This window comes from Pseudomonas lini, from assembly GCF_030812475.1.
GTDB classification, from domain to species: Bacteria; Pseudomonadota; Gammaproteobacteria; order Pseudomonadales; family Pseudomonadaceae; genus Aquipseudomonas; species Aquipseudomonas lini_A.
The window spans coordinates 56,985-76,248 of record NZ_JAUSSR010000002.1; the positions used below are offsets into that span (position 1 = coordinate 56,985).

Consider the following 19,264-nt stretch of genomic DNA (forward strand, 5'->3'; position numbering starts at 1 on the left):
CCCGTCATCACTTCAATCGAATCTTTGATAAGGAAATCAAGGTATGTCACTAGCACCGAACTACACCTACACCCCTGAACAGGTCACGGCAGCGTTTGACGAAATAAAAGCGACGCTGTTCAGCGGCATCAAGGCCGAAACAATTCCCAAAATACTGGTCGTTGCCGGGATAGAGGGGGCAGGCAAAACCTACCTGCTGGAAAAAAGCCTCTTACCCTCAAAACGCTATGGCAACTATGTTCGTCTGTATTTGCCCGAATACCGAAAAAAACATCCCCAATACGAAGAAATGAACAAACTCGGCGTTTTGCATGCCTATGAGCATACCGAAGCATTTGTCCGTGAAGTCTGCACGAAGATTTTTACCCATGCGTTTACAGGCAAATACAACATAATCCTGGAATGCGTGTTCGACAGTTTCGAGTTCGCGACCTTTCCACCCACGGCAACCGCCGTCGGTTATCAGTTCGAGACTCATATCGTTGGCTGCACACAAGAGTTTGCCTACCTGTCGAGCATCAAACGAGCGCTAAAAAGCCTGGACGATGGAGAGATGGAAAGGTTTCTGACGGTATCCAGGCTGAAAGCCAGCATGTGTTATGCGCAAGCGGTCATCCTGGCCTTCGAAACGGCGGCAAAGGCGATCGGCGGCTCGCAAATCCACCTGTACGAGCGCGGCTTCGGCGCGTTGAAAGAGCGGGCATTGATCGCTCAGAGTACCTACTCAAAGGCTGCCGATGGTTCCGTTACCTCTACGACCACTGAGATAAATTTTACGTATGGCGTGTACGCCAGCATCGTCGATAATAACGTCTTCGCGACTCGAGACCGGGACGAGGTTCTGAAGGAATGCCATCTGGCGCTGCTCAAGACCCAGGCCCATGCCCAGTATGTCCCTGATTTCGTCTACAACGGCCTTTACGCCTTCATCACCAAATACGTCAATCGATGACACTTGGCGACGAGAGCCGGTTTTGTGCCTTTCCAAATTGGCGCTTTGTCGCATACTCCACAAATACATCCATGACGTGAGGGATCAATGAGCGAAGATCGAAGCAAAGCCACCACCATCGATGACAGTCGTTTCCGTCTGTTGATCGATGCTGTGATTGACTATGCGATCTATATGATTGATCCCGATGGCATCATCACCAGCTGGAACGCTGGCGCCCGGCGTTTCAAGGGGTATGAGGAGGCCGAGATTCTCGGTCAGCACTTTTCGCGCTTCTACACTGACGAAGATCGCCGTAGCGGTATGCCTCAGCGCGCGCTGAACACTGCAATCAACGAAGGGCGCTTCGAGGGTGAGGGCTGGCGGGTGCGCAAGGACGGCACGCGCTTCTGGTGCCACGTGGTCATCGATCCGATTATCGACCCGTCGGGTACCTTGCTGGGATTCGCCAAGATTACCCGGGACCTGACTGACCGCAAGATGGCCGAAGAAACCCTCAAGCAAAGCGAGCAGCAATTTCGCCTGCTGGTGCAAAGCGTCACCGACTACGCGATCTACATGCTCGCCCCGGACGGACGACTTACCAACTGGAATCTCGGGGCCCAGAGGATCAAGGGCTACTTGCCCCAAGAAGTGATAGGGCAACATTTTTCGATGTTTTATACCCCGGAAGACCGCGAGGCCGGCGAACCGCAACGGACCCTGTCCATTGCCATCCGTGATGGGCGGTTCGAAAACAAAGGCTGGCGCGTGCGCAAAGACGGCACACGGTTTTTGGCGCACGTCGTGGTCGACCCGATCTGGGGCGACACCGGAACCTTGCTCGGTTTTGCCAAGATCACCCGGGATATCACCGAAGTCACCCAGGCCCAACAGGTCCTCGAGCAAACCCGCGAGGCGCTGTTCCAGGCGCAGAAAATGCAAGCCATCGGCCAGCTGACAGGGGGCATTGCCCACGACTTCAATAACTTGCTGACGGTAATCCTCGGCAATCTGGAAATCGTGCGCAAGCGCCTGGGGGACGACCCGCGCATTACCCGGTTGGTGGATAATGCCACTCAGGGCGCCTTGCGTGGCGTATCGTTGACCCAGCGCATGCTGGCATTTGCCAGACGCCAGGAACTCAAGGCCGAGCCCGTCGAGATCCCGACATTGGTCCAGGGGATTTCCGGTTTGCTGCGCAGCTCCCTCGGACCTTCGGTGGTCCTTGAAACCCGTTTTTCACCCGAGCTTGAGCCGGTCCTGGCGGACGTCAATCAGCTTGAATTGGCGATACTCAACCTGACGACCAACGCCCGGGATGCCATGCCCCATGGCGGGAAATTGGTCATCAGTGCCCGAACGGCAGAGGTTCACGACCAGCTCGAGTTCACCCCGATGACAGGCCGCTATGCCTGCCTGAGTATCAGTGACACGGGGGAAGGTATGGATGAGGCTACGCTGGCGTCGGCGATGGACCCGTTTTTCACCACCAAGGGGGTGGGCAAAGGCACGGGCCTGGGGTTGTCGATGGTGCATGGCTTTATCGAACAACTGGGCGGGCGATTCATACTCAAGAGCCAGAAGGACAATGGCACCACCGCCGAACTGTGGATACCTGTCGCCACGACCGGTTCGGTTGCCAAGCCGGTTATCGGCGACGAGACCGCTCCGCCGGTGCCTCGCCTGTGTGTACTGGTGGTGGACGACGACAGCCTGGTGTTGACCAGTACCAGCCTGTTGCTCGAAGACCTCGGGCATCGGGTGATCAGTGCAGTGTCCGGGGCCCTGGCGCTGAAAGCGCTCGACGCCGAGCCCACCATCGACCTGGTCATTACTGACATGGCCATGCCACAGATGGATGGCGCGCAACTGGCGCAGGCCATTCGGACCCTGAAACCAGACCTGCCGATCATCCTGGCGACCGGCTACGCGGAACGGCTGGAAGGCTTTGCCACGCGACTGCCGCGCCTGTCCAAACCCTATACCCAGCTCAATCTGGTGGAGATCATCGCATCTACCATGAAATGATCACCGCGCCTGCATGAACATCTTCTTACTGATGAATTGTGGCCATCGCCAACTCCTGCATGATTACCTGCGTACCGATGCATTGTGGCAACACGAAACCCTGTAGGAGCCGGCTTGCCGGCGAGGCGTTTTTCATGGCGCCGCAAGGCTCGAGATTGCCTTCGCCGGCAAGCCAGCTCCTACATGATCACCTGCGTACGAAATCATCAGGTCGTGGAATGCGCATTCTTCCTGAAGCCGCGCAGGTTCATCGCGCACAGGCAAAACTGCAGCACGATCAGGGCATAGGCCTGGGTGTGGTAACCCCATATCACCCACAAAACATTGCTCACAATAAAACAGACGAAGCCCGATACCCTCCGTTCGGGGTTTTGCGAACCAATCAGCCATGCCGCCAGCACCGTGACCAGCATGGCTGGCCATTGCACCCAATCGAGATAGTCCATTGCTGTCCTCTTGTGTGGTCAATCCAGATGAACTTGTCAGCAGCGGTTTCTTCTAAAGTTCTTTGCAGCCCTCGGGTGAATCCTGTGCCAAGAATACTGACCGAGGCCACGGCCGAAGAAACCCTCACCGAACATAATGCCAAAATGTTTGGTTCGCCCAAGGAAAGGCTGGATTTCTATCGCAGGGAAATCCAGTACGAAACCAGCATTCTGGCCAATCGCACCGACGCCTACCTGGCCGCGCAATCGTTTTTGCTGATCGCCTTTGCCTCGTGCATGTCCAACCTCAATCCGGAATGGGGCAAGCTCTTTACCCTGGTGGTGCCTCCCTTCCTGGCGTTGTTGGGGGTGCTCAGCTCGCTCAACGCGTGGCCGGGTATTCGCGCGGCATACGACATTATCGATCATTGGCATTTCAAGCAGAGTGAGTTGTTGCGCAGCGAGCCCCTGATGGGCCTCGCCTATGATGAATCGCCGTTGTTCAGTGAGATGGAGTCGTCCCATAAGGGCTATCGCAAGTCCTTGCTGTTTTCGGTGCGTACACCGTGGATTTTCGCCACGTTCTGGGTGTTGCTGGGTACCTATGCGGTTTATATCCAGGTGACTAATCCCGGTGGGTGAAGCGGACGGCAAAGGTTCGGCAGTTCAAAAAGGTCCTGTAGGAGCGAGCTTGCTCGCGATGGACTAAAAAACAGCGCGTTCATTCAGACAGCACGCATTATCGTTGACGTCCATCGCGAGCAAGCTCGCTCCTACAGGAGTCGGCCCGCTTTGCCAGAGGCACAACCCACCCTTAAGCCGCCATGTTGCTCATTTCTTTCTTGTATTGGGCCTTCAAGGTTTCCATTTGCGCCCCCAGTTCTTCGAGGGTGGCTTTATCCAACAGCTTTTTCGCCTGAGGAAACATCTCCGTTTCTTCCTCTTCGATGTGGTGCTCCAGCAATTCCTTGACCACTTTCACACGACCGGCGAACTCTGGAGTAGAGGGGTCGGTGACTTTCAAGTCGGGCAGCACCAGCGAATCGACGGTGCGATGTTCTTCCTTGGCTTCGTAATACATCACGTCCTGTTCCTTGCCCCCGGCTTTCTTGTAGGCTGGGTACAAGACCTCTTCTTCCAGACGGGTATGGATGGTGATTTCCATCTCCAGCTTGGCCAGCAGTTCGCCGCGTTTTTTGATCCCGCGTTCGGTGGATTCGCTTAATTGGGTCAGGATGTTTTTTACGCGTTCATGGTCGGCTTTCAACAGGTCTATGGCATTCATGGTCGAGTCTCTCTGCTAGTCAGGTAATGAGCGCGAACGGTCTCAAGGCCGAAGGTCGCTCATGGTTCAGGAGCATTTGTCGTGCCGGTTTTTCGCTAATGCAAAATACTTATAAATCAATAGATTGCGATCATTGATGGCAAACTGAAGTCGTGCAGGCTGCATGAGTCTGGAATTTGACTCATGCAGTTCGCGGCGTTGTCTTTTCACCCCGGTGACAGGGTGATTTTCAGCCTTGACCACTGATCAGATTCGCCCGCCATGCGACTGAACTCACGGTTGCCCCTCACTCCCTTAATACAGACAACCGATGTCTTTATTGACCAGTGAGGATGTAGCCATGCGTGCAATGACATACCACGGAGCCCATGACGTCAAAATCGAAACGGTCCCCGATCCCGTTATTGAAGCCCCCGACGACATTATTTTACGGGTGACGGCCACCGCCATTTGCGGATCGGATTTGCACCTGTATCGAGGCAAGATTCCAACCGTCGAGCACGGCGACATTTTTGGTCATGAGTTCATGGGCATCGTCGAAGAAACCGGTTCGGCGGTGACGGCGGTGCAGCGCGGTGATCGGGTGGTGATCCCGTTCGTGATTGCGTGTGGCGAGTGCTTTTTTTGCCAGCGCGATCTGTTCGCCAGTTGTGAAACCACCAACACCGGACGTGGCGCTATCATAAATAAAAAAGCGATTCCACCGCCGGCCGCCTTGTTCGGTTTCAGTCGCCTGTATGGCGGCATCCCCGGTGGGCAGGCCGAGCTGGTCCGGGTGCCCAAGGCCAACATCGGGCCCTTCAAGATTCCCGGACTGCTGGCGGACGAGAAAGTGTTGTTTCTGTCGGACATCCTGCCCACGGCATGGCAGGCGGTATTGAACACCGGGATCGGGCCGGGCTCCAGCATTGCAATTTATGGCGCCGGGCCGGTGGGGCTGTTGAGTGCGGCGTGCGCGAAGATGTTCGGTGCCGAGCAAATCTTCATGGTCGACCATCACGACTATCGGCTGGCATATGCCCAGCGCACCTATGGCGTGATTGCGATCAACTTCGATGACGACGACGATCCGGCGGACACCATCATTCGCCAGACGGCGGGCAGCCGTGGAGTGGACGCGGTGATCGATGCCGTCGGGTTCGAAGCCAAGGGCAGTACCACGGAAACGCTGCTCGCCACGCTAAAACTCGAAGGCAGCAGCGGCAAGGCGCTACGCCAGTGCATCGCCTCCGTGCGCCGGGGTGGGGTGGTAAGTGTGCCAGGCGTCTATTCCGGATTTATCCACGGTTTCCTGTTTGGCGATGCGTTCGATAAGGGCCTGACGTTCAAAATGGGCCAGACCCATGTGCAACGCTATTTGCCGGAATTGCTCGGGCACATTGAAACAGGACGCCTGCAGCCGGAGGCGATCATCACTCATCGCATGTCTTTGGAGCAGGTGGCCGAGGGGTACAGGATTTTCGACAAAAAAGAGGAGGAGTGCCGCAAGGTGATTCTCACGCCCGGTTCCAATGATGTGCCGCTGGCCGAAACGGTGGAAACTGCGCCGATACCAGCGTTATAGGTCCCATTCACTTCTGGCGCCGAATCAACTGTAGGAGCTGGCTTGCCAGCGAAGGCATTTTTATAGGCACTGCATGGCTCAAGGACGCCTTCGCTGCGGTGCGGCGTTCCGACAAGCCAGCTCCTGCAAGGGATCTTTGCCGGCGCGGGATTGTTTACAGCCTCGATTCCTTGTGGGAGCGAGCCTGCTCGCGAAGAGGCCGCGTACACCTGCCGTTAAACCCTGGACTCGGCTTCCCGATGCAGACGTTGCGCGTTTTGCGTAGACGGCGAAACCGGAGGGAAATCTGTATTGAGCACGCGCAAATGTTCGATCGCTTCCTTGAACTTCAGGTTAGCCTTCCTGCGTATTTCCAGATAGCGATCGAACAGCTCCCCATCCATCTCGCTGCCATCGAGCAACTCGAACGCGCTGCGGTTGAGCGCCTGGGCTTCGTCAAACATTTGTCGATTGCGTTCCAGGGCAAACGCCCGGCAGGCTTTGATTTCTTCGCAGGTTGAATAGTGGACCATGACCAGCACCTTATTTTTCGAGGTCCCTTCTAATAGGCTTGGAGCCACAGGGGAACCGAACCTGAACCATCCTTCCGTATAAAAAAACGGCGGGATTAAGTGTGTGACCTGCGGGATCGCCCAAGGATTTCAAATTTATGCAGGCGAAAATTCGATGCGTTCAGCGGTAAAGCTCAGGGGTAAAATCAAATATCCTGTTTTTTCCGCCGTTCATATCGAGCCAGGATGGGTTGGGTGCTGATTCCGTGGATAAGAATGCTCAGCGCGACCACGGACAAGGTCAGATCGATGCACAGCGTTGCGATGGACGGCGCCAATCCGTGGTTCAAGGCATAAAACAGATAGAACAGACTGCCGATGCCGCGTATGCCGAACCAGCCGATCAACAGGCGCTGGCGTTTGTCCAGCAAACCGCCCCAAGGCATGGCGACCACGCTCAACGGTCGAATCAGGCAGAACAACCCGCCGGCAATGGCCAACGCGCGCCAGTCCCAATGAGCGATCAGGACCACGCCGAGCAGCGTCACCAAAAAGACTTCCATGGCACGCTCCACCAGCCCCCCGAAGGCGAGCATGTCGCTCATCATGATGCCCGCTGCAACCTGAGTGTCTTCAAGGCGGGCGGTGTCGCCATGAACGGCATGCTGGGGCTCGACGTTCTGATGACCGACCACGGGTTGAACCAGGTGCTCGGCGGGAAGCTCGTCAGTGCCCGTGGACTTGACCTCTTCCTGACGCAGACCCAGGCCCGCCGCGAACACCGACAGAAAGCCGTAGCCTTGAATCGACTCCGCCACGACATACGACAGGGCGATCAAGGCGAGGGCCAGGTAATCGTTTGGTGAAAGGGTGCTGTCGTCATTGCGGATCCGCAGCGACAAGGTCACTCGGCCAATGCCGCGACCCATCCAATAGCCGGTGAGCAGGCCGGCAGGTACTGCCCACAGCACACTGCGCAGCACCCAGTCGCCCAGCCAACCAGGGTTGCCGTCGTGTTGCACCAACAGCAGACCGAGAATCACGAAGGGAAAGGCGATCCCGTCATTGAGCCCGGCCTCACCCGACAGGCCGAAACGCACACTGTCGTCATCGCGGGCGTCGTTGACTTGCACCAGGGAGGCAAGTACCGGGTCGGTGGGGGCCAGGATCGAGCCGATCAGCACCGACGCACCCCACGGCAACTGGAAGGCGTAATGCAATAACAGACAGACGCCAGCAATGGTCAACAGCATCACTGGACCGGCCAGCCCGATTGCAATCCGCCAGTTTTTTTCCTTGAGAGGCGAGCGCAACTTCAGGCCGCAGACGAACAGGGAAAACAGCACCGCGACTTCAGTCAGGTGCTCCATCCATATGGACGCGTCCGGCGTATCCAGTTTCAGCAGCCCGAGCCCCCCCGGACCAATCGCCATGCCCAATAGCAGGCACACGGCGGAGGTGGTCACCGGCATCCAGCGCAGGTACGACGAGGTCAGGGCCAGCGTCAGCAGCACGGCCCCCAATACCGCCACCCAGACAATGAAACTCATGATCGGCGTTCACAGCGGGCGGCCTGAGCCCCAAGGGCCGGCATCATCACCCGACAGTCGCGCGCAGGTATTCAGGCGTCAACACGTTGAACCAGATCAGGATCATTTCCACCAGGATGGTGACCAGCACCAGCAAGCCGACGCCCCAGACGCAAGCCGCATTCAACAGACCTTGTTCCTTGCGCTCGTGCATGAAGGTCGGCAGGCCGACGAACAGCAGGAAGGTCGAATAGAGCGAGGCGGCGCCCAGTACTGCGATCGCCAGCCAGCGGCTCGGGTACAGCCCGGCAATACCGGCAAGAAAAAACGGGGTCACGGTATAGGCCGCAAATCCGATGCATTGATTGACGGTCGGCCGCGAGTCGAACGCGCGCGACATCCAGCGGATGAACAATCCCATCAGCGCCACGCCGGCGACGATGGTCACGTAGAGCAACCCGCACAGTTGCAGGGCACTGCCGGCGCTGAGCTTGACGATTTCATTTTCGGCCAGGCTCCAGCCGACATACGTGGTCCCGATAAACAGGCACACGGCGGGGATCAGGGCCAGTAGCAACAAATGGGCGAGGTAATGGCGCGGATGCGCTTCCTCTTCCTTGCGGATATCCGTCCACGCGAAGTTCGGTTGAGTGAACAGCTTGACGATAGGTGCGGACATGACGACCTCCAGAGCGGCCCGTGACAGGGGCTACTTAACGTATTGAGGGGCAAGTTTTGCCAGGGGTTCATTTTTTCTGTGCGAGCGGCAGGCGCGCCGATAAAGGGAATGTTTGCAGGTGGCCAAGGTCAACCGAGCAGTTCCCAAAATGGATTATTCGCCATGAACGTCAGCCAATCGGTGGTCGAGTATCTGCGTCAAAACGACTTGCTGCTGAGCACCGCAGAGTCTTGTACGGCCGGCAAGATCATCACGCTGCTGGCGGAGGTGCCGCACAGTGGAGAACTGATCGAAAGCGGGTACGTGGTCTATTCCCCCGAGGCCAAGCAACGATTGCTCAATGTCAGCCCCGATACCATCGAAACCTTCAACCTGACCAGTTGTGAAGTTGCCCGGGAAATGGCTTCGGGTGCTCTGCGCGACAGCACGGCCAATGTCGCGGTGGCGACCACTGGCATCCTTGGGCCGGAAGACGTCGATGGCATTCCGGCCGGCACCATTTGTTTTGCCTGGGCCTTCCAGACGGCGCAGGGGTGCAGGGTTTTCAGTCAGCAGTCGCGGTTCTTCGGGACACGTTCGCAGGTCCAGTTGTTGGCCTCCGAGCATGCCTTGAAGCTGCTGCCGCATTTCCATCAGCGGGCATTGGCCGGTGAGCACGACCCGGGAGTACTCGATGAACGATGAATCCGGCCATACCGATTACCGCAGCCGCGACTATCCCGTGCGTGAAAACATGGCGCATCAGGTCAAGGTCTGGCGATTCGAGCGTTCGGGCTGGTACGCGTTGGTGTTGCTGGTGGTGCTGGCATTGCTTGGGCTGTTTTCACGTGGGCCGCTGAGCACCCGGGATGTGCAGGGCGGCGATGGCAAGGTCAGGGTCCAATACGAGATGTTCCACCGCAATGGATCGATCAACCCTATGCAGCTCAGCGTGGTCGGTGCGCCCGATGCCATGGTCGAGCTGGAACTGTCCGGAGCAATGCTCGATGGCTTCAGTATCGAGAGCCTGCAGCCGGAACCCATCCGAGCCGTCAGTGCCGGACAAGGCATCAAGCTGTGGGTCCAGACCGACGCGCAAGGCCGGGCCAACCTGCATCTGACCTTGCGCGGAGATGGGCTGGGGCTGTTTCACAGCCGTATCGCTTCGCCGGGCGCCACCGCGGTGGACTTCGATCAATTCATTTTCCCTTAGGTGACCTATGGACTCGGTACTGCGCGCGACCGCGATGTATCTGGCGCTGATGGTGCTGTTCAAGATCGCCGGCCGGCGCTCCCTGGCCGAGTTGACGACATTCGATTTCGTGCTGTTGATGATCATCGGCGAGGCGACGCAGCAGGCGTTGCTGGGTGATGACTTTTCCATGACCAACTCGATGCTGGTCATCGTCACGTTGATTGCCATAGACGTTGGCCTGTCGCTGCTCAAACAGCGCTCGCAGTGGGTCTCGCAGCTGATCGATGGTGGGCCGACGATCATCGTCGAGAATGGCAAGCTGCTGCACAAACGCTTGCGCCACGCGCGATTGATCGAGGCCGATGTCATGGAGGCCGCGCGTTCCAGCCAGGGCATCGAAACCCTGGATCAAATCAAGTTCGCGATCCTGGAACGCAACGGCAAGATCTCGGTGATTGCTCAGGAGCAATCTTGACCTGCGATACAGAGAATCCTGAGGCAGGTGGCTTGGGACAAACGCCACGGTCCCTGTAGGCGCTGCCGAAGGCTGAGATCTTTTGATCTTGCTTTACGCGTCTTTGAAAAGATCTGGATCAAAAGATCGCAGCCTGCGGCAGCGCCTACGAGGGGGCACACGCAAAACCACGGGTCATTCATTGACCCGGGGGCGTTCAAAGCATCGGCTTGCCGCCTGTGATCCCATAACGCTGACCCGTGATGTAACTGGCTTCGTCCGACGCCAACAGCACATAGATCGGCGCCACCTCCACCGGCTGGCCCGGCCGTCCGAGGGGCGTCTGTCCACCAAAGTTCTGCACTTCTTCATCAGGCATGGTCGAGACGATCAACGGCGTCCAGATCGGTCCCGGTGCCACGCAATTCACCCGGATATTCTTCTCGCCGAGCATCTGCGCCAGGCCGGCGGTGAAGTTGGCGATGGCGCCCTTGGTCGTGGCGTAAGGCAGGAGGGTCGGTTTGGGCATGTCCGAATTGACCGAACTGGTGTTGATGATCGAACTGCCGGGTTGCATATGCTTCAGCGCGGCCTGACAAATACGGAAAATGGCGGTGATGTTGACATCGAAGGTCATCACCCATTCGTCGTCGGGGATGTCTTCGAAGTTTTCGTGGGTCATCTGGAACGCGGCGTTATTGACCAGCACATCGATCCGGCCGAAGCGTTCGACCGTCTTGTCCACCAAAGCCTGGCATTGCGCCTTTTGCGCCAGGTCGCCGGGCAGCAGCAAGCATTGACGGCCAGCCTGCTCGACCCACCGTGCGGTTTCCTGCGCGTCTTCATGTTCGTTGAGATAGGCCACCACGATATCCGCGCCTTCACGGGCGAAGGCAATGGCGACGGCGCGTCCGATGCCGCTGTCGGCTCCGGTGATCAGGGCTATCTTGCCTTCCAGCCGACCCGAGCCTTTGTAGCTCTGCTCGCCGCAGTCAGGGTAGGGCTCCATTTTCTTTTGAGAGCCGGGGACGGGCTGGCCTTGTTTGGGGAAGGGTGGTTTTGGATAGTCGTTCATGGGGAAATCTCCGTTTTCAAGGCAGAAGAGTCAAAGGGTTGACCCTGGTGTTTTGCCTTGAGTTCGGTTGGATTTCATTGCTGTACGGTAAACCCTGGCACTACACAAATCCCCTGTAGGAGCCGGCTTGCCGGCGAAGAGGCCCTTCCAGTCGACATCATTGCTGGCTGAAAGGACGCCTTCGCCGGCAAGCCGGCTCCTACAGGGGTTGCGTGATTTTAGCGGGTGCGATTGATCAGGCTGCGCTCCATCCGCGCAATGCCTTCTTCCAGCAATGCCCGCGGGCAGCCGAAGTTCAGGCGCACGAACTGTTGGCTGTCATCGCCGAAGTCCAGGCCGGCGCTGAGCCCGACCCTGGCCTGCTCGAGGAAGAATTGTTGCGGGTTGTCCAGCCCCAGCGCCGAACAATCGAGCCACGCCAGATACGTGCTCTGCGGCACATTCATGGTCACGCCCGGCAATCGGGTGCGAACGGCGTCGACCAGGTAATCGCGGTTAGCTTGCAGATAACCCATGAGCCCGGCCAGCCAGGGGCCAGCTTCGCTGTAGGCGATGCGGGTGGCTTCCAGGCCCAGCGGGTTGACGCTGTCGACCAGGCCGCAGCGCGCATGGTTGACCCGCTCGCGCACGGCTTTGTCCTGAATGATCATGAACGAGGTTTTCAGCCCGGCAATGTTATAAGCCTTGCTGGCCGACATCAGCGTGATAGTGCGCCTGGCGATATCCGGGCTCAGGGTCGCGATCGGCAGATGCACCCGGCCGTCGAAGCACAACTCGGCGTGGATCTCGTCGGAGATGATCCAGGCATCCTGTTCCAGGCAGATTTGCGCCACCGCTTGCAGTTCTTCCCGAGGGAACACCTTGCCCAGCGGGTTATGCGGGTTGCTCAACAGCAGGGCGCCGCCGCCTTCCAGGGACTGGCGCAAGGCATGCAGTGGCGTGGCATAGGTACCGTCAGGCAGAGCGTCGAAACGCAGTTCGACTTTGTTCAGCCCCCAATGCCCCGGCGCATGGCGCAACGGCGGGTAGTTGGGGGTCTGCACCACGACAGTCTGTTGAGGCTGCACCAGCGCGTGCAGGGCCATGTTGAAGCCCGACTCCACGCCCGGCAGGAAGATCAGCTCATGGGGTTCGACGCGCCAGGTGTACTTGTTCCACAGGTCGGCAACGATGGCATTGCGCAAATCATCCTGCGCCACGCTGTAGCCGAGCAACGGGTGTTCCAGACGTTTTTGCAGGGCCTGGATGATCACCGGCGGCGCGGCGAAGTCCATGTCGGCAACCCACATCGGCAATACATCGGCCGCGTAACGGCTCCATTTGGTACTGCCGGTGTCGTGGCGGTCGAACACCTGATCAAAATCGAAAGTCATGCTCATCTCATAAAGGCCGGGATTAATTCGGCAGACATGATAAGCGCCAAGCCCCTGCAGGAGCGAGACCGGCTTGCCGGCGAAGAGGCCGTCACAGCCAGCATCAATGTCGACTGGCGCGCCGCCAACCCCCCTGTAGGAGCTGGCTTGCCAGCGAAGACGGTGGCACAGGCAACGATGATGTTGGATGTGACGGCCTCTTCGCTGGGAAGCCCCTGTAGGAGCTGGCTTGCCAGCGAAGACGGTGGCACAGGCAACGATGATGTTGGATGTGACGGCCCCTTCGCTGGCAAGCCAGCTCCTACAGATCGGGGGCGAGGCAGGAAGATAGGGATTGCCCGACTGTCGGTTTTCACACAATGCACCACAGCATTGTCTACAGTTTCCAGTGTCGGTAGCTACGCTGCCGGCACCGTGATCGTCCAGAAAAACCCGGCAAAAGTACGAATGCCGACCTTGTAGGAGCGAGCTTGCTCGCGATGAACGTTAACGATAACGCGTTGTGTCTGAATAAGCGCGTCGCCTTTGAGACCATCGCGAGCAAGCTCGCTCCTACAGAGAGCGCTGATCGGCATCAGGCAAAGTACCGGGTCTCCACCTGATCAGGAGTGCACGATGGACCTCAACCGTCGTCAGTTCTTCAAGGTCGCTGGTATCGGCCTTGCGGGCTCGAGCCTCGGCGCGCTGGGCATGGCCCCCGCGACTGCCTTCGCCGAGCAGGTGCGCCACTTCAAGCTTGCCCACACCCATGAAACCCGCAACACCTGTCCGTATTGCTCGGTCGGCTGCGGGTTGATCATGTACAGCCAGGGCGATGCCGCCAAGAACGTCGCGCAAAACATCATCCACATCGAAGGCGATGCCGACCACCCGGTCAACCGCGGCACCCTGTGCCCCAAAGGCGCCGGCCTGCTCGACTTCATCCACAGCCCCGGTCGCCTGCACTACCCCGAAGTGCGCAAGCCGGGCAGCAGCGAGTGGACGCGGGTCTCCTGGGACGAAGCGCTGGATCGCGTGGCCGATCTGATGAAGGCCGATCGCGACGCCAACTTCATCGAGAAGAACGAAGAGGGCGAAACAGTGAACCGCTGGCTGACCACCGGTTTCCTGGCGGCCTCGGCGGCGTCCAACGAAGCGGGCTATATCACCCACAAGGTCATTCGCAGTCTCGGCATGCTGGGGTTCGACAACCAGGCGCGTGTCTGACACGGCCCGACGGTGGCAAGTCTTGCCCCGACGTTTGGCCGTGGTGCCATGACCAATACCTGGACCGATATCGCTAACGCGAACCTGATCCTGGTGATGGGCGGCAACGCAGCAGAAGCGCACCCGTGTGGCTTCAAATGGGTGACCGAAGCCAAGGCGCACAACGCCGCCAGGCTGATCGTGATCGACCCGCGATTTACCCGGACCGCTTCGGTGGCCGACTATTACGCGCCGATTCGCACCGGCACCGACATCGCCTTCATGGGCGGGTTGATCAATTATCTGCTGACCGAGGACAAGATCCAGCACGAGTACGTGCGCAACTACACCGACCTGTCGTTCCTGGTGGACCCCGGTTTCACGTTCGAGGACGGGATCTTCAGCGGCTATGACGCGGCCAAGCGTCGTTATACCGACAAGACCACCTGGAACTATCAATACGCCGAAGACGGCTTCGCCAAGGTTGACCCGACCCTGCAAGACCCGCGCTGCGTCTACCAGCTGCTCAAGCAGCACTACAGCCGTTACAACCTGGAACTGGTGAGCCAGATCTGCGGCATGCCGACCGAATCGATCAAAAAGATCTGGGAAGAAATCGCCACCTGCTCGCAACCGGGCAAGACCATGACGATTCTCTATGCCCTGGGCTGGACCCAGCATTCCATCGGTTCGCAGATCATCCGCAGCGCGGCGATGGTGCAACTGCTGCTGGGCAACGTCGGCATGCCCGGCGGCGGCGTCAACGCCTTGCGCGGGCACTCCAACATCCAGGGCCTGACCGACCTCGGACTATTGTCGAACACCTTGACCGGCTACCTGACCCTGCCCAGCGACAGCGAGCAGGATTACGACACCTACATCTTCAAACGGGCGCTGAAGCCGTTGCGTCCAGGACAGATGTCCTACTGGCAGAACTACGGCAAGTTTCATGTCAGCCTGATGAAGTCCTGGTACGGCGCCAATGCCACGTCAGAGAATCATTGGGGCTACGACTACCTGCCCAAGATCGACGTCCCCAGCTACGACATCCTGAAAATGTTCGACATGATGGGCCAGGGCAAGGTCAACGGTTACATGTGCCAGGGCTTCAACCCGATCGCCGCGCTGCCGGATAAAAACCGGGTGACGGCGGCACTGGCCAGACTGAAGTGGCTGGTGATCATGGATCCGCTGGCCACCGAAACCTCCGAGTTCTGGAAAAACGTCGGGCCGTACAACGATGTGAAGAGCGCCGACATCCAGACCGAAGTGATTCGCCTGCCCACCACCTGCTTCGCCGAGGAGGACGGCTCGCTGGTCAACAGCAGTCGCTGGCTGCAATGGCACTGGAAAGGCGCCGACGGCCCGGGATTGGCGCGGACCGACATCCGTATCATGAGCGAATTGTTCCTGCGCCTGCGCCAGCGTTATCAGGCCAATGGCGGTGCCTATGCCGAGCCGATGATGAAACTGTCGTGGCCCTACAAAGTGCCTGAAGAACCGTCGCCGGAAGAACTGGCCAAGGAAATCAACGGCAGCGCCACCGCCGACTTCACCGACGCCACCGGCGCGACAATCAAGGCCGGCGCGCAACTGGCCGGTTTCGGCCAGCTCAAGGATGACGGCAGCACCGCGTCCGGTTGCTGGATTTTCTGCGGCAGCTGGACCGAGGCGGGCAACCAGATGGCCCGGCGCGACAACAGCGACCCCTACGGCACGCACCAGCATCAGGGCTGGGCCTGGGCCTGGCCGGCGAACCGTCGGATTCTCTACAACCGCGCCTCGTGCGACCCGCAGGGCAAACCCTGGGCCGAGAACAAGCGCCTGGTATGGTGGAACGGCAAAACCTGGACCGGCACCGACATCCCGGACTACAAGGCCGATTCGCCACCGGAAGCCGGAATGAACCCGTTCATCATGGCGCCCGAAGGCGTCGGGCGGTTTTTCACCCGGGACAATATGGCCGAAGGCCCCTTCCCGGAACACTACGAACCGTTCGAAACGCCCATCGGCATCAACCCGCTGCACCCCAACAACAAGGGCGCCACCAGCAACCCGGCGGCGCGGATCTTCGATTCGGTGTGGGACACCCTCGGCGTGGCCAAGGATTATCCCTACGCGGCCACCAGCTACCGGCTGACCGAGCATTTCCACTTCTGGAGCAAGCATTGCAAGCTCAACGCCATCTCCCAGCCCGAGCAGTTCGTGGAGATCGGCGAAGTGCTGGCCAAGGACAAAGGCATCGTTGCTGGCGACAAGGTGCGAGTCAGCTCCAAGCGCGGCTTCATCGAAGCGGTGGCGGTGGTGACCAAGCGCATCCGGCCGTTGCAGGTCAACGGCCAGGTGGTGCACCACATCGGGATTCCGTTGCACTGGGGCTTCACCGGCCTGACGCGCCACGGTTACCTGACCAATACCCTGGTGCCGTTCCTCGGCGATGGCAATTCCCAGACCCCGGAATCCAAGTCATTCCTGGTCAACGTGGAGAAAGTCTAAATGGCCAGCCAAGACATCATCGCCCGTTCGGCCACCACCACGGTTTCGCCTTCGGTGCGCACTCAGGACGAAGTGGCCAAGCTGATCGACACCACCAAGTGCATCGGCTGCAAGGCCTGCCAGGTCGCTTGCTCGGAATGGAACGAGCTGCGCGACGAAGTCGGGCATAACCTCGGCACCTACGATAACCCCCATGACCTGAGTGCAGACACCTGGACCTTGATGCGCTTTACCGAGCATGAAACCGATGCCGGCAACCTCGAATGGCTGATTCGCAAGGACGGCTGCATGCACTGTGCCGAACCGGGTTGCCTGGCGGCGTGCCCGAGCCCGGGCGCGATCATCAAGCACGCCAACGGCATCGTCGATTTCGACCAGGACCATTGCATCGGCTGCGGTTACTGCATCACCGGTTGCCCGTTCAACATTCCGCGCATCTCGCAGAAGGATCACAAGGCCTACAAATGCACCCTGTGCTCGGACCGGGTGGCGGTGGGCCTGGAGCCGGCCTGCGTGAAAACCTGTCCCACCGGGGCGATCGTGTTCGGTACCAAGGACGACATGAAAGAACACGCCGCCGAGCGCGTCGTCGACCTCAAGAGCCGCGGTTTTGCCAACGCCGGCCTGTACGACCCTGCCGGTGTCGGCGGCACGCATGTCATGTATGTGTTGCATCACGCGGACACGCCGGTGCTCTACGCCGGCTTGCCGGATCATCCGACCATCAGTCCCCTGGTGGACCTGTGGAAGGGCGTGAGCAAACCCTTGGGGTTACTGGCCATGGGCCTGGCGGTGCTGGCCGGGTTCTTCCACTACGTGCGAGTCGGGCCGCAGCTGGTCGAGGAGGATGAGCTCCCGGGCGTCGTCGATCCGGCGGTGCATGAGGTCGATCCGTCGGTGCATACCTTTGATCCGCGCGGGGAGGACAGACCATGATCCGCAGACAGATCCTGCGCTATACCGCGAACCAGCGCACCAATCACTGGCTGGTGGCGATCTTCTTCTTCCTGGCGGCGCTGTCGGGGCTGGCGTTGTTTCATCCGGCGCTGTTCTGGCTCAGCCACCTGTTCGGCGGCGGACCCTGGACGCGCATCCTGCATCCGTTCATGGGCGTGGTGATGTTCGTCCTGTTTCTGGGCCTGGTGATTCAATTTTTTCGGGCGAATTTCTTTATCAGCAATGACCGCCTGTGGCTGCGCCGTGTCGGGCGGGTGATCCGCAACGAGGAGGAGGGCGTGCCGGCGATCGGCAAGTACAACCCGGGGCAGAAGCTGCTGTTCTGGACCTTGCTCCTGTGCATGCTGGTGTTGCTGTTCAGTGGCCTGGTGATCTGGCGCGCGTATTTCAGCGTTTACTTCGGCATCACGGCGATTCGCTGGGCGATGTTGCTGCACGCGGTGGCCGGCTTGATTTTGGTGCTGAGCATCATCGTGCACATTTACGCCGGCATCTGGATCAAGGGGTCGGTCAGCGCCATGATGCATGGCTGGGTCAGCCGCGCCTGGGCAAAAAAACACCACGAACTCTGGTACCGGGAAGTGACCCGGGACGAACATCCCGAGCGGCCGATCAACAGAAAAGGATAAACCCTTGGCGACGATTCTTGAGCCTGACGACATCGAAGCGGCGGCGACTTCTCCGCCGTTTCTGCACCTGCCACCGAACAACTTGTTCATGTTGCGGGCGCAGCGCCTGGAACGATTTGCCGAAGGGCATCCCTTGGCCGACTATCTGCGCCTGGTGGCCGGCCTGTGCCATGTTCAGCAGCAACTGATGGACGATCCACCCGCAACCGCACTGACGGACCCCGAACGCCTGCGGGTCTGCCAGCAACATGGCCTGCCACCGTTCGCTGCCGACAGCCTGGTGCGAGAGGGAGGTTGGTTGCCGTTCCTCGAAGGCCTGTTGCAGCGCTACCCCCCACCTGCACAACCTGCGGTCGAAAAAGCCTTGGTCGCTTTGCGCAACGCTAACGCCGGACAGCTCAAGGCCTGGGCGATTGCGCTGGTCAGCGGCCAGTTCACGTTGCTGCCGGCCGCACTGGTGCCGTTTCTCGGCGCCGCGTTGCAGGTAGCCTGGAGCCATTGGTTGTTGGGCACGCCGAATCTGCACCTGAAACCCGGCGATAGTCTCAACCAATGCCCGGCCTGTGGTTCGCCGGCCATGGCCGGGGTGATTCGTCATCGTGGCAAATACAACGGCCTGCGTTATCTGGTGTGCTCGTTGTGTGCCTGCGAATGGCACGTGGTGCGGGTCAAATGCGTGTATTGCGAACAAAGCAAAGGCCTGGAATACGTCAGCCTCGACGATGACCGCCACGCCGCCGACCAGGCGCCGTTGCGCGCGGAAACCTGCCCCGGCTGTCACAGCTACCTGAAGCTGCTGTACCTGGAGTACGACGCCGAAGCCGAAGCGCTCTCGACTGACCTGAGCAGCCTGATGCTCGATATGCGCCTGGAGCAGGAAGGCTACCAGCGCCCCGCGCCGAATCTGTTGTTAGCCCCCGGAAGCGACTGAACCCGTGATCCTGTAGGAGCCGGCTTGCCGGCGAAGGCGTTGCCATGGGCACCGC

At 59.3% G+C, this 19,264-nt stretch carries 18 protein-coding genes; 11 read left to right on the forward strand and 7 right to left on the reverse strand.

Annotated features, from left to right (window positions below):
* Positions 1-43: 43 nt before the first annotated feature.
* Both J2W17_RS04135 and J2W17_RS04140 read left to right on the forward strand, forming a co-directional pair.
* Entirely contained in the window at positions 44-952 is a 909-nt protein-coding gene (locus tag J2W17_RS04135; protein WP_307329669.1) for a zeta toxin family protein, read from the forward strand.
* Positions 953-1,039: 87 nt separating this feature from the next.
* Positions 1,040-2,962 (forward strand): hybrid sensor histidine kinase/response regulator, encoded by a 1,923-nt coding sequence (locus tag J2W17_RS04140; protein WP_307329672.1) that lies wholly within the window; start codon positions 1,040-1,042, stop codon positions 2,960-2,962.
* Positions 2,963-3,168: 206 nt separating this feature from the next.
* Here J2W17_RS04140 and J2W17_RS04145 read toward each other — a convergent pair whose 3' ends face one another.
* A complete protein-coding gene (locus J2W17_RS04145) occupies positions 3,169-3,408 on the reverse strand; it encodes a hypothetical protein (RefSeq protein WP_307329674.1) in 240 nt (79 codons plus the stop codon).
* An 84-nt stretch (positions 3,409-3,492) separates the two neighbouring features.
* On the opposite strand from J2W17_RS04145, the gene J2W17_RS04150 reads away from it, so the two are divergent.
* Positions 3,493-4,029: a hypothetical protein gene (locus tag J2W17_RS04150; protein ID WP_154851972.1), complete on the forward strand. Its 537-nt coding sequence runs from the start codon at positions 3,493-3,495 to the stop codon at positions 4,027-4,029.
* A 172-nt stretch (positions 4,030-4,201) separates the two neighbouring features.
* Here J2W17_RS04150 and J2W17_RS04155 read toward each other — a convergent pair whose 3' ends face one another.
* Positions 4,202-4,672, reverse strand: coding sequence for a hemerythrin domain-containing protein (locus J2W17_RS04155; RefSeq protein ID WP_307329684.1), 471 nt, complete (start codon positions 4,670-4,672; stop codon positions 4,202-4,204).
* A 340-nt stretch (positions 4,673-5,012) separates the two neighbouring features.
* On the opposite strand from J2W17_RS04155, the gene J2W17_RS04160 reads away from it, so the two are divergent.
* Positions 5,013-6,236, forward strand: coding sequence for a zinc-dependent alcohol dehydrogenase (locus tag J2W17_RS04160; RefSeq protein WP_307329688.1), 1,224 nt, complete (start codon positions 5,013-5,015; stop codon positions 6,234-6,236).
* A gap of 215 nt (positions 6,237-6,451) precedes the next feature.
* Here the strand turns inward: J2W17_RS04160 and J2W17_RS04165 are convergent, their stop codons facing one another.
* The 3 genes from J2W17_RS04165 to J2W17_RS04175 form a co-directional block, all read right to left on the reverse strand.
* Positions 6,452-6,748 carry a hypothetical protein gene (locus J2W17_RS04165; protein ID WP_307329692.1) on the reverse strand — a complete coding sequence of 99 codons (297 nt, stop codon included), beginning with the start codon at positions 6,746-6,748 and terminating at the stop codon, positions 6,452-6,454.
* A 185-nt stretch (positions 6,749-6,933) separates the two neighbouring features.
* The gene (locus J2W17_RS04170; RefSeq protein WP_307329697.1) at positions 6,934-8,277 is read right to left on the reverse strand and encodes a cation:proton antiporter; all 1,344 of its coding nucleotides are present in this window, start codon (positions 8,275-8,277) and stop codon (positions 6,934-6,936) included.
* Positions 8,278-8,323: 46 nt separating this feature from the next.
* Positions 8,324-8,935 carry a Yip1 family protein gene (locus tag J2W17_RS04175; protein WP_307329700.1) on the reverse strand — a complete coding sequence of 204 codons (612 nt, stop codon included), beginning with the start codon at positions 8,933-8,935 and terminating at the stop codon, positions 8,324-8,326.
* Positions 8,936-9,097: 162 nt separating this feature from the next.
* Here J2W17_RS04175 and J2W17_RS04180 point away from each other — a divergent pair, with 162 nt between their 5' ends.
* Genes J2W17_RS04180 through J2W17_RS04190 form a run of 3 tightly spaced genes read left to right on the forward strand, consistent with a single transcriptional unit; the run spans position 9,098 to position 10,584 of the window.
* Positions 9,098-9,619, forward strand: coding sequence for a CinA family protein (locus J2W17_RS04180; RefSeq protein WP_307329703.1), 522 nt, complete (start codon positions 9,098-9,100; stop codon positions 9,617-9,619).
* Positions 9,609-10,127, forward strand: a complete 519-nt coding sequence (locus J2W17_RS04185; RefSeq protein WP_307329706.1) for a hypothetical protein — start codon at positions 9,609-9,611, stop codon at positions 10,125-10,127. Before J2W17_RS04180 ends, J2W17_RS04185 begins: the two co-directional genes overlap by 11 nt.
* Positions 10,128-10,134: 7 nt before the next feature.
* Positions 10,135-10,584, forward strand: a complete 450-nt coding sequence (locus tag J2W17_RS04190; protein ID WP_307329709.1) for a DUF421 domain-containing protein — start codon at positions 10,135-10,137, stop codon at positions 10,582-10,584.
* Positions 10,585-10,780: 196 nt separating this feature from the next.
* On the opposite strand, the gene J2W17_RS04195 is transcribed toward J2W17_RS04190, so the two are convergent.
* A complete protein-coding gene (locus J2W17_RS04195) occupies positions 10,781-11,638 on the reverse strand; it encodes a glucose 1-dehydrogenase (protein WP_307329713.1) in 858 nt (285 codons plus the stop codon).
* A gap of 218 nt (positions 11,639-11,856) precedes the next feature.
* Positions 11,857-13,011, reverse strand: coding sequence for a MalY/PatB family protein (locus J2W17_RS04200; RefSeq protein ID WP_307329716.1), 1,155 nt, complete (start codon positions 13,009-13,011; stop codon positions 11,857-11,859).
* Positions 13,012-13,626: 615 nt separating this feature from the next.
* On the opposite strand from J2W17_RS04200, the gene fdnG reads away from it, so the two are divergent.
* From fdnG to fdhE, 4 genes are read left to right on the forward strand one after another with little or no spacing between them, the layout of a single operon-like run.
* Entirely contained in the window at positions 13,627-16,692 is a 3,066-nt protein-coding gene (fdnG, locus tag J2W17_RS04205) for a formate dehydrogenase-N subunit alpha (RefSeq protein ID WP_307329719.1), read from the forward strand.
* Positions 16,693-17,628 (forward strand): formate dehydrogenase subunit beta, encoded by a 936-nt coding sequence (gene fdxH, locus J2W17_RS04210; protein ID WP_307329722.1) that lies wholly within the window; start codon positions 16,693-16,695, stop codon positions 17,626-17,628. It abuts the gene before it with no gap.
* A complete protein-coding gene (locus J2W17_RS04215; protein ID WP_307329724.1) occupies positions 17,625-18,278 on the forward strand; it encodes a formate dehydrogenase subunit gamma in 654 nt (217 codons plus the stop codon). Before fdxH ends, J2W17_RS04215 begins: the two co-directional genes overlap by 4 nt.
* A gap of 4 nt (positions 18,279-18,282) precedes the next feature.
* The gene (gene fdhE / locus J2W17_RS04220) at positions 18,283-19,209 is read left to right on the forward strand and encodes a formate dehydrogenase accessory protein FdhE (protein WP_307329727.1); all 927 of its coding nucleotides are present in this window, start codon (positions 18,283-18,285) and stop codon (positions 19,207-19,209) included.
* Positions 19,210-19,264: the final 55 nt, after the last annotated feature.